The following is a 12,052-nucleotide window of genomic DNA, read 5'->3' as shown; positions in this document are numbered from 1 at the left end:
GTTTAAAGCGCACCCATTGCAACCGATCCTTTTAACGTATGATCCGCTCCCTTGTTTCGATCATACCTTTGAAATTCAGGTCAGGCATGGGATTGCGGATCATCAGCTTACGGTTGCTGGCAGGTTCTTTTAATCCGGTACGGCTCATGAGCTGCGCAGGCACGGTAACGCCCATGATCTTTAATGCCCTGCGCAGGTAGATCTCGTCTGTACTGCCCCAGTCTTTGGAATAGTCCTCATATTTTTCAGCCGGTATGACCGCAGATGCGTCGTCCGGAATCATCCCATCAAAATAGTCGCCAACACCAGCCATATTCTTTGACCAGATAGATACAGCATACATATCAAATTTACCAATGGTCATTCCCACAAAGCCCACCGGTTTTCCGTAGGTGGTATCGCCCACCAGTTTTACGGTCATATAGGGCTTGAGCACGTTGATGAGCAATTCACTGGCAGATGCCGTTTGACCGGTTCCGATAAAAGCAACCTTAGAAAGATTAAGTGACTTTGCTTTCTTGAAAGGCGTAGCCGCATATGCAACCCAGGAATCGAAAAGCGTTCCATATGAGAAATCATACCCAGGCACCATCCTTGTTCTCAGGTAATTGCTATATCGATGTGCAGAAAGATTCGTGTTGAAATTTTCGGTGTACATCAGGTTTATATCTGTACCTACAGCAGTGGGAGCAATAAGATCTGCAAGGTATTCTGCTGTTTCAACAGCACCGCCACCATTGTACCGAAGGTCTACTACCAGATCCGTAATACCATTGCTGATAAAATTATCAAATACCGGATCTAAATAGGGTTGCGCTTTTGCCTTCACAATAAACTGGTTAAACACGATATATCCTACTTTTCTTCCCGACAAATTCAGGATATTGCTGTACAACACCGGGTTGATATCAAAATTAGCTGCATTAATCGTCACGGTTACAGAACTGCTGTCTGGCTTTTGCAGGGTCAGTTCTGTACTATTGCTGTAGTAAATCCCATCAATAACCCGCTTTACATTCGGGCCGGGATTATTTCCACCTCCATCATAACTCAGATTGGTATTGCCATTGATGGCAGTGATCCTCCAGGAACGGCGGACACCCTTCAGGTAAGCCGGAGAGCCCGGGTAAACCGATACCACCCGAAGATCATTCAATGCGTTATAATTTACAGTCATTCCGAAGCCGCCGGAAACACCGCCGATCTCCCCGGCAACGGTTCCATCATCCAGGAAACTATATTTATCCAGGTTTTTACCATCCCGTTTGTTGAACGCGATCAGTGCATTAAACATATCCTCCGTTTTAGCGTAGCTGTTGGGCTTAAACGTGGCAGAGTCCGGGATCACGTCATTCCACAAATACTGATCCTTAAAAAGGAAAAACATCGAATCATTTACGCTTGGCACTTTGTATACCGGAGTATGATCTTTCCGGCAGGCAGCCAGTATCAGGGAAAATAGGCTCACAATCAGCGCAGTTCTGTTCAATATGGTGGTCATAAGACGTAGTTTAAACATTAAAAATAGTCAATTCCTCTAATAATACATGGACGGTATTTGAATCGCGGTTGTTCATCAGCCGGTTTACAGTCAACGGATCTTCTCTTCTACATTATAATTAAGATATCTTATTCGTTATTTCTAATTCTCAAACGAAAACGGCTTCAGCTTTGAAGTTTGAGGCTCTACCTCAGACCCGTTTTTACCTGCGAAATGTCGACCGGAGGAAGATTACCGGGCCGTGACAGATCTTCATTTCCACATTTCCATATCTTCAAATCCCCACATTATCAATGCGCTTCCAGCCAGTTGCTACCCTCACCGCATTCTGCGATCACGGGTACTTCAAACGGCAAGGGTAATGCAATTTGCATGTTTTCAATGATCAGCGGTTTAAGCTCGTGTACTTCCTCTTTTAACGCGTCAAAGATCAGCTCATCATGCACCTGCAGGATCATCCGGCTTTTAAGCCCGGCTTTTTTCATGGCTGTATATACTTTTTGCATCGCCAGTTTAATCATATCGGCCGCCGTTCCCTGGATAGGCGAGTTAATGGCGTTGCGTTCGGCAAAGCCTCTTACGGTAAAATTGCTGGAATTAATGTCCTTCAGCCAGCGCTTGCGCCCCATCAGGGTTTGCACATAGCCATGCTCCCGTGCAAAATTGATGGTATCATCCATATACCGCTGGATACCGGAAAATTCCTTTTTATAGCTGTCGATGATCCCCTTGGCTTCGGTACGGGAAATACCCAGGTTATCGGCCAGTCCAAAAGCACCCTGACCATAAATAATTCCGAAGTTTACGCTTTTCGACTTATAGCGCATTTCCCTTGTTACCGCATCCATTTCCACGTTAAATACCTTGGATGCCGTGGCCGTATGAATATCTACACCCTGTTTAAAGGCGTTGACCATATTTGCGTCGCCGCTCATAGCCGCTACAATCCGGAGCTCGATCTGCGAATAGTCGGCCGACAATAATATATGTTTTTCATCCCGCGGGATAAACGCTTTGCGGATCTCTTTACCCCGCTCGGTACGCACTGGTATATTCTGAAGGTTGGGGTTATTGCTGGCCAGCCGTCCGGTAACCGCCACCGCCTGCCCATAGGTCGTGTGCACCCTGCCGGTCTTTGGGTTGATCAGCTGAGGAAGGGCATCCACATAGGTAGAGCGCAATTTGGTCAGCTCACGGAAGGTAATGATCTGGTCGGCAATGGCATGCCCCTTTGCTGCCAGCTTCAATAAAACGTCCTCCCCGGTCTGGTACTGACCGGTTTTTGTTTTTCGTGCGGAGCTGTCCAGCTTCAGCCGTTCAAACAAGATTTCTCCCAATTGTTTCGGAGAGGCCAGGTTAAATTTTACACCGGCCATCTCGAATACTTGTTTTTCTGCTTCGGCAGCATCTTTTTCCAACTCTTTTGAATAGTTTTTCAAAAACGCTTCATCAATACGGATGCCTTCAAATTCCATATTGGTCAACACCCGCACCAGTGGATTTTCTACTTCTTCAAAAACCTGTTGTACCTGCCGTTTTTCCAGCATGGGCTCAAACACTTCTTTTAGCTGAAGCGTTATATCTGCATCTTCCGCCGCATAGTCTTTTATTTTTTCGATCTCCACATCGCGCATGGTGCCCTGGCCTTTCCCTTTCTTCCCGATCAGTTCTTCAATATGAATCGGCTCATATCCCAGGTATTTGGCACTTAGTTGGTCCATACTCCGCTTACCGTCCGGCTCAATCACATAATGCGCCAGCATGGTATCAAAGATCTTTCCTTTCGGTTCCACACCATACCATTTCAATACCAGCAGGTCGTATTTTAAATTCTGCCCGATCCATAATTTCTGCTCATCTTCGAATAAAGGCGCCAGTAAGGCCAGTATCTTTTTTGTTTCCTCCTGGTCGGCCGGGCAGGGAATATAATACCCCGTACCTGCTTTAATGGAAAAGCTCATGCCCACCAGTTCCGCAAGATTCGCATCGATATTGGTGGTTTCCGTATCAAAGCAAACCTCCGTTACCGGCAGCAGTTCATTTACCAGTCCGGCAATAGCTTCCTCACCCACAATGGCTGTATAAACCGGTTGGGTATCCTTGATGGTTTTTAACGTTGTAAAACCTTCGGAAACCGTTTCCGTTTCAGCGGCCAATGGTTCGGCTGCTTCTGCACCGCCGATCACATTTCCAAACAGGTCGATCTGCAGGCCTTTATTGGCCGGTGTTTTTGCTACCGGGGCGGCAGAATCTCCTGCGTCTTCTCCCAGCAGGCGTTTTGCCAGCGTGCGAAATTCCAGCTCTCCAAAGATCTCTTTTAGTTCGTCTTTGTTCCAGTCCTTGATCTGAAAATCTTCTTCATGAAATTCAACCGGTACCGTAGTGATAATGGTAGCCAGTTTTTTGGAAAGAATGGCCATCTCTTTTCCTTCCTGCACTTTCCGGCCAAGGGCACCTTTTATATTCTCCGCATTGGCCACCACATTTTCGAGGGTTTCATATTCTGCCAGCAGCTTTGCGGCTGTTTTTTCTCCCACTCCGGCTATTCCGGGGATATTGTCTACTGCATCCCCCATCAATCCCAGCACATCAATTACCTGGGATACGCTTTTTATATTCCATTTGGCGCATACCTCCTCCGGCCCCATGATCTCCACATCGCCTCCCTGGTAACCGGGCTTATAGATCTTTATTTTATCGCTTACCAGCTGGCCATAATCCTTATCCGGTGTTACCATAAATACCTCGTATCCTTCAGCGGCCGCTTTTTTACTGAGGGTACCAATGATGTCATCCGCCTCATAACCGTCTGATTCAATCACCGGTATATTAAATCCTTTAATAATCCGTTTAATATCCGGTACGGCAATCAAAATATCTTCCGGCGTTTCCTGGCGGTTGGCTTTATAATCGGCAAAATCCGTATGGCGTTCCGTAAGGGCGTGTGTATCAAAACAAACGGCCATATGGGAGGGTTTTTGCTTATTGATGAGCTCTACAAGGGTATTGGTAAACCCGAACTGGGCATTGGTATTTTTATTTTTACTGGTGATGCGGGGACTGCGAATGAGTGCATAATAGGCGCGAAAAACAAGCGCATACGCATCTAACAGAAATAACTTTTTCTCCATGCCGCTAAGGTAATGTATAGAATCTAAAACGCGATAAGGGAACCATAATAGGCAGGGTAAATGAGCTTAAGGGTTTCCGGCGGTTTTCCCGCGGATCCCGCAGATTTTTCCCGCGGATCTTCGCTGGTAGTTTTCCCGTCTGCGCCTCATCTGTGTCATCTGCGGGCAAAAAAAATTAAAAGCTTACTCGATCGAAATCAATTCCGTTTTACCGTATTTCGATTCCGTACGCACCACTCCGAAGCCCGGCACAAACCATTCCGTTGTTTCAATCTTAAGGGGAACTTTGCGGCCGCCGCTTCCCGCTGATTTCCGCAGATTTTTCCCACGGATCTTCGCTGATGGCTTTCGTCTGCGTTTCATTTGCACCATCTGCGGGCAAAAAAAAGCGTAAATAGGCTTATCTATTCAATGGTCACTTCCCCGCTGATCCCGCAGATTCTTCCCGCGGATCTTCGCTGATGGCTTTCGTCTGCGTTTCATCTGCGCCATCTGCGGGCAAAAAACGTCCGGAGGTTAGCTATTCAATGGAAAGCAATTCCGTTTTGCCGTATTTGGATTCCGTGCGCACTACCCCAAATCCCGGTACAAACCATTCCGTTGTTTCCATTTTAAAGGGCACTCCAAAACCCATGTTGATCAGCATTTTTGACTGGTAGGTGATCTTATATGCATCCCAGCTGCCGGCCGGGGTGCTCACTTTTTCTTTTGCCACCACATGGCGATCCGTAATATCCAGGGACACAGAAGCCGGGATACCCGTGGCCATTTTCATGTCCATTTCAAAACTGCCGTCTTTGAGATCCTGTCCAACACTTAGGGATGAAGGATACTCCAGGTACATGCCTTTGGCACTGGTTTCGGTCCATTGCAATTGTCCGCTTTGCTGCGGTGCCATCATCATTTTCATATCCATCAACAGCACGCCGCCCTTGCATTGAACGGTTCCGGAAGATACCGCCACGGACTTGTCTTTACGGTCAAACACCTCAGAGCGCAATGCCGCCGTGCTATTTCCTCCACTGGCAGTTACCTCCCTGGTTTTGTATACTACTTTTCCATCTGCATTTCCTTTTTTATTAAAGATCCCGATGGTGACTGTTTTATTATTCTGAAAAAAATAATAGCCGCATTGTGCAAAGATGCCTTTATACGCTGCCAGCAGCAGCAGTAACAGCGCCAGTTTTGTCTTCATTATACCCTGTTATTTGATGATTAATGGGGTAAAACTAGCCCTTTCGCGGTGGTACCCCTATCGCCAAAATGGGGGAGCGATAATTGCCGTGGGTTGACTACAGGTTTTTATACATGCGGCTTTTCATCTATATTTACCGCCAATCTGGCTACTATAACCATTTTTATATTATTCAAACTACCATGAAAAAAAGATCTTTACTGCTTTCCTTTGTCTGCCTGCTGACCGTTATGCAGGTAGTTATTGCACAAGATGATATTGTTACCAGCACTGCCAGCACCGATGATCCGGGATATCCGCTGTACCAAACAGGATTTTATGCCGGGCTGCGGGGCGGCTATCTTTTAAAAAACAAATCCCTTTGGGACAATCCGCTTTATCACCTGGGCAACGGTATGTTTGCAGAAGTGAACGGTGGATGGAGAAAAAACGCTTTTGGATGGGAACTGGCTGTTGGTATGCTGAACATCAAAAGAAATCATCCGCAAACCCGCCGTTTTGCCGCTTCTGCTGAAGAAGTCCTGCGGGGAATGGGCAATCCCGGGCAATTTAGCAATGCACTGGATTCCGGGCAGGCGAGGAATGATTATTTTACATTTCCGGAAAATACACAGCAGGTAACATCTGTTAAAGATTTTAAAGGATACTATGCATTAACCGGACCGCGCCTCTGGTTTGGGCGGCAAAAGCTTCAGGGTTCGGTTTATGCCCAGGGTGGTATAGCGATGAGCCGTTTTGGTTATTACTACCTGAGCGGAAGTGGTACTTCTCCAGACCATTTCAGCTATAGTTATAACAATACGCTTGTGGAAACTGCCCCTGTTAAGGATGCCGTAACTCCAAGTTCAACAATTGGTACGGCCACGGTAAATGTGGAAGGTAATTATGAAAAATATGGCATGTCCGGCGCTTTTTTTGATGCCTATAAAGCCAGCGGAGCCGCCAGTCCGGCAGACATTAAGGAAAAAAACAAGATGCAGTTTCTCGCCCGCGGGGGTGCCAGCCTGGAGTTTTTCTTTTCCCCCAAGGCTTCTCTGTCAGCAGGTGTCGACTATTGGTACATTCCTTCACCAGAAATGAAAGGTCAGGCCTCCTCCAATGGTACGGTAAGCGGCAGTATCAGTCCATTTAAACCAGATGCTACTTCAGAACGGGAAATGCGCTACGGGGATAAATATGCCTTTACCCATCCCTATACAGAAAAAAAGAACCTGGGCTTTTTAAGTGCCAGCCTGGGCGTAAAGATCTGGCTGGGCAAAAAAAGGGCGGTGCCGGTCAATGACCCACCGGTAATTGCCCCGGTGCAGCCACCTGCTGATAAAAACCTGGCAATAAAAGTGATTGATAAACCTACCGGCAAACCGCTGGATGGGGTAAATATCCGGATTGAAAAAGAGGGCGATGAATCCGTTATAGAAACCATGACCCGGGAAGATGGCAGCATTCCCGTACAACGGGCCCTGGCAACCGGAAATTATAAGATCACCGGTATCAAGAATGGCATTAAAACCACGGAAGCAGCCGTTGCCATTGCTGATTTTTCCGCACCGGCAGCAACCATTTACCGGGAGCTGATCCATAACGATATCCGGTTTACGCTGGCGGGCAAGACCATCAACAAAGCCGATATGGGTGCTCTTCCGTTTATCCAGACTTCATTAACCAATGTGACCCGTGGCAGCGCCGAACAAAAAACCTCCGACTCAATCGGCCGGTTCTATTACCAGCTGGACCAGCAAACGGATTACAACGTCATCGCGCAGAACAAAGGTTATTTCTCCAACCGGGAAAAAGTTACCACAAAGGGCCTCAACCGCAGTGAGGTGATCTACGTAAACCTGGCGCTGGAAGTGATGGAGCTGAAGAAGGACGCCTCCATTGTATTAAAAGATATTTATTACGACTATAACAAATGGGACATTCGCCCGGATGCAGCACTGGTACTGGACAACCTGGTAAAAATGCTGACAGAGAACCCTGCGGTTAAAATAGAACTGTCATCGCACACGGATAGTCGTGGGGGCGATGCCTTTAATATGACCCTTTCCCGCAGGCGCGCCGAAGCAGCCGTACGCTACCTGGTAAGCCGGGGCATTGCGGCAAACCGCCTCAAGGCGAAGGGTTATGGAGAAAGCCGGTTACTGAATGATTGTGGTAACGACGTGCCCTGCAGCGAGGAACAACACCAATTAAACCGGCGTACGGAGATAAAGGTGTTGGAGTAAATTCAGTTCCGGAAACAGATCATTACCAAGTGTTGCCCTGGACCTCCATGCCCCACTCTCTTTTCGGGGGACATGGAGGTCCAGGGCGACATATAAATACCGATACAAGAAGCTGGTGACATCTTATTCCTTTTCTTTGTTATTAGGCAGCCACCCGCCAATTGTGGCTTTAAGCGGTGCCAGCAGGTCCCAGAACCAGCGGTTTGTATCATGTTCCTTTTCTCCGCAATCGATCACCGCGCAATATTTTTGAACGGGATGCAGGAGTTTTTTTACCAGGTTCAAATCTGTTAGCCGGGCAATGTAATCCGCAAACTGATCTACGTATACATGTCCCCAGATTTCTACCACAAGCGAATCGGGAGCAATTTCCAGTTTACGATGAAACTGCGTTTCGTAAGCCTGAAATATTCCCTGCACCAGCGTTTCCGTATGTTGTTCCGGATTCTTATCCAATAGCCGCCATAATACTTCATCATTGTGAATATGAATGGCGTGTAATTCCATTTCAATGGTAACTCCGGATAAGGTGATCTGCATAAAGAAGGAATATTTGCCATTGCAAAATAGGATAAATGTCACTTCCTTCCTACTCCAAATAGATTCGTTACTTTTATGTTACATGATTTCGTTTTTTAATAAAATAATTGATACGCTTACCGCACAAAACATCCCTTATGCTTTCCGGGAGTGTAGCAATGGGGATATATGTTATTCCAAGAGCGACAAGAGATTTCGATATTGTTGCGCTTATACAGGAAAAGGATATCGATGATTTTGCAAAAGCATTTAAAACAGGCTTTTATTGTGAACCTGACGCAATAAAGGATGCAATTAAAAACCACGGGCTTTTTAATATTATTGATTTTGAAAGCGGGTATAAAGCAGATTTTGTAATTTTGAAAAATACTGAATATAGGCAGGAAGAATTTAGTAGAAGGAAGGCAATTGATTTTTGGGGAAAGCAGATCTATGTTGTAACAGCAGAAGACTTGTTGTTGTCTAAGTTGATTTGGATCCAGGATCTTCAGTCTTCTATTCAGCAAGAAGATATAAGACAGTTGGCGCAATTGGAAAATTTAGATATTGCTTATATTCATAAATGGATAAATAAACTACAATTACAAACATTTAATTTGCTTTAATGCAGGATACTCCGGAACATATAAAGAAATTACAATTACAAATCTGGTTGCAAAAAACACCAGGGGAGCGGCTTTATCAAACCCTGAAAAGCAATGAGGAATTGTATTTGTTCTGGAAAGAGACCCAAAAAAACTTGAAAAGTCAGAACGAAAGGGAGGCACAATTGCAAGCATGATCTCATTGCGTTCCTTCGCTGATTCTTTTTTGATTGATGCCTAAAATAATCTGCGCATCTGCGGCATTCAATAAACTAAAACTCCGCCGTCAGCATCAGCCACCTTGCTGCGGGCGCGCCCCAAACCTCCTTATAAGTAGCGGTATTAAATTGCGTCCAGTACGGACGGTCTTCATTAAAATAGGACTGCATGCCCACGGGTATGGCACCAACCGTTTCACCGGGCAGGGCCGTATATAACTGCGGGTAGTTACTACCCTCGCCATAGATCAATGATTGCCCAAAGGGATTTTTACCTACGATCCAGAACAGTTGCTGTTCTGCAATATCCATCAGCGCTTTGTCTTTTAAGATCCTTCCGCAGATGGCAGCGGCTTTCCCTGTTGAAAGACTTACAGCGCCGTTGCCCCGGAACGAGTACCAGACCGGGAAAATCCGGAGCCGGTGTTCATCATCCAGCCGGATGCCGTTCTCATACTGTTCTTTGTAATCCGGACCACCGCCACTCCGCACGCCTACCTGCACCGCATAGAAGTTGGCGGAATCCTTTACCTCATCCCGGTGATACACGCCACTGGGTACCATGCCATAGGGCTGTACATACTGCATGATCTTTTTCAGATAAGTGCCATACAGGGTCATCGAGTTGATCCATTTTCCATAATCCGCATGTTTGGGCTGGGTTTCGCAAAGCGCCGCCAGGGCTTCCATATAAGCATAGTCCCGCGATTGATGATTATAATGCACAATGGAGCGCTTGTCCAGGTCGCGGTAAAAGAAACCACTCAGGCCATCTTTATCCTTCAACGGTTCCGTGCGCTGGCATTGCAGCATATATTGAATGGCCGTTACCGCTTCATCAGCATATTTTTTTTCACCAGTGAGTTTATACAGCATACTGGCAGCCCAGGAGATATTGGCCATATACTGACTTTGAGAGGCCATTCCCGCATGACCGCCGCCCTTTTTATTCAGCTCCGCATAGCCCAGTTTTTCAAAGCGGTCGAGGGCAAATCCAAAATCTTCAATGGCGATCTTCCGGAGATTCTGTTTTAGTGCGTCATCGTTGTTGATCATCTGCGAAGCATAGGCCTCGATACCGGCAAGGAGGAAGTTTTCCAGGGCACCATTAAACACCAGCACCGAGCGACGTGCAGTATCATCAATGGTGCCGATCGCGCGATCGGTCCACAGGTTGGTGCCCCAGGTCTGCGCGCGATAGCCCTTGCCCAGGCGGGAGCGCATCACAAAATCCATTCCCCAGAGGGCTTCTTCCATCAACCGGTTATATAATTGCAGGTTGTTCTTTTGCTTTGCCCTTGCGGCCATTTCAAATAATGATAAAGAGATCTCCCCGGTTTGCAGGGTCTGCTGCGACATATCGGCCGCATCATGCCAGCCACCGTTTATCGGTATCATCTTCCCTTCAAAATCCGCATGCAGATCGGTATGACAGGCCCCGTGCTTGCCCGGCACCGGGTAGCCGCAGCGCTCGGCATACAGGAAGTTGATCATGCGCCACACGGAGTTTTCCCAAAGATCCTTGTGAATATAGAACGGCAGGGTTTGCACCCCTCCCGCCTGTATGATATACTGCCCTTCTGTTTTCAGGTCTGAAAAATCGGCTGTCCGGAAGGTCCCGATGTTCGTTTGTTGCTCCCGGATCTTACCGTTATATACCACACGCCCCGTTTGTGCATCTTTTAACTGGAAAGCCGCCGGGTTGCCCGTTACATTAATGATCGCCGATTTTTCGCTGCCTACGCGGTAACCGCTGGTTGAAAAAATGATCCGATCCCGCGCCGGTGTCCATCCCCGCACGGTTTCCGGGTTGTCCACGGTTTGCAGTTCCACCGCGTCTACATCAAACTTCAGCGAATCGCCCATGGTCAGCTCCTTTCCAAAGGTCTCGATGGCAAAGGAAATTTTGGTCACCTTATCCCGGGCCAGTCCGGCCATTTCCACAAAGCATTCGTTCCATTCACCGTTCTTCAGGTTGATCTCATGATAGCCTTCCCGCCCGTATTTGTCCGGAACCTTTGTAACCCCGTCGTTTTCTACATAAAGGTTCAGGTAAATGCTCCGAGCGCCCTCGCAATCGGGATAGATATAAAATTTAAGCCGGTTGTATTTTTCCCAGTTGGCGCCGCCCACATTGAAGGAGGCCAGGCAGGTGCCCCTTCCCAGGCCCCAATCCGGCAGGGTTGGTGAGGTAGCCGGTGCGGCCAGTCGCAGGCTGTATTTACCAGATTTACTCCGCTCCGCCGTCTGGCGAATACTCCCAATGCCCTTGTGCGTCCATACATTGAGGTCTTCCATATCGCAGAGCATTACGGTATTCAATACCTTTTTTTTGATACCAAAGGCTTCAAAGCCCTTCGATGGATCCAATGGTAACAGGCTTTGGTGAATATAGCCTGTCTGGAGCAATTCCTGTTTTAGCTTTTGATCGGGTTGGGCCAATAACACAAGGGTACAAAACAGCGCCGCAAGCATGGCGAGCAATGGTTTAAGGATCGGGTTCATGGTTTGGGTTTAAATCGTTTTAAGACCGGAACATTTCTTCTTTGTATAACGAATATCTTCTGGAACAGATATTCCCCGGTAGTGGCAATACGCGGACCGGGTATTTAAAGTTAAGTAAAAAACGGATTCAGTGCTGAGAGGACAGGTGGATTT

7 protein-coding genes are annotated in these 12,052 nt (G+C 47.1%); 2 read left to right on the top strand and 5 right to left on the bottom strand.

The features are described 5' to 3' along the window. Positions 1–31: 31 nt before the first annotated feature. The 3 genes from Q1V85_RS11820 to Q1V85_RS11810 form a co-directional block, all read right to left on the bottom strand. Positions 32–1,501, bottom strand: coding sequence for a S41 family peptidase (locus Q1V85_RS11820; protein WP_300600148.1), 1,470 nt, complete (start codon positions 1,499–1,501; stop codon positions 32–34). A 290-nt stretch (positions 1,502–1,791) separates the two neighbouring features. Beyond that, entirely contained in the window at positions 1,792–4,632 is a 2,841-nt protein-coding gene (gene polA / locus Q1V85_RS11815; protein ID WP_300600146.1) for a DNA polymerase I, read from the bottom strand. Positions 4,633–5,152: 520 nt separating this feature from the next. Then, positions 5,153–5,827, bottom strand: coding sequence for a hypothetical protein (locus Q1V85_RS11810; RefSeq protein WP_300600143.1), 675 nt, complete (start codon positions 5,825–5,827; stop codon positions 5,153–5,155). A 182-nt stretch (positions 5,828–6,009) separates the two neighbouring features. Between Q1V85_RS11810 and Q1V85_RS11805 the strand changes: the two genes are divergently transcribed. After that, positions 6,010–8,052, top strand: coding sequence for an OmpA family protein (locus Q1V85_RS11805; protein WP_300600141.1), 2,043 nt, complete (start codon positions 6,010–6,012; stop codon positions 8,050–8,052). Positions 8,053–8,175: 123 nt separating this feature from the next. On the opposite strand, the gene Q1V85_RS11800 is transcribed toward Q1V85_RS11805, so the two are convergent. Then, entirely contained in the window at positions 8,176–8,592 is a 417-nt protein-coding gene (locus Q1V85_RS11800) for a hypothetical protein (protein WP_300600139.1), read from the bottom strand. Between the two features lie 137 nt (positions 8,593–8,729). Between Q1V85_RS11800 and Q1V85_RS11795 the strand changes: the two genes are divergently transcribed. Further along, a complete protein-coding gene (locus tag Q1V85_RS11795; protein ID WP_300600137.1) occupies positions 8,730–9,197 on the top strand; it encodes a hypothetical protein in 468 nt (155 codons plus the stop codon). Positions 9,198–9,448: 251 nt separating this feature from the next. On the opposite strand, the gene Q1V85_RS11790 is transcribed toward Q1V85_RS11795, so the two are convergent. Then, positions 9,449–11,899, bottom strand: coding sequence for a glycoside hydrolase family 9 protein (locus tag Q1V85_RS11790; protein WP_300600135.1), 2,451 nt, complete (start codon positions 11,897–11,899; stop codon positions 9,449–9,451). Positions 11,900–12,052: the final 153 nt, after the last annotated feature.

Source organism: Niabella sp. (assembly GCF_030150205.1).
Taxonomy (GTDB): domain Bacteria; phylum Bacteroidota; class Bacteroidia; order Chitinophagales; family Chitinophagaceae; genus Niabella.
Note: the sequence above shows the minus strand (reverse complement) of the source record. Positions and strands in the feature narration are given on the sequence as shown.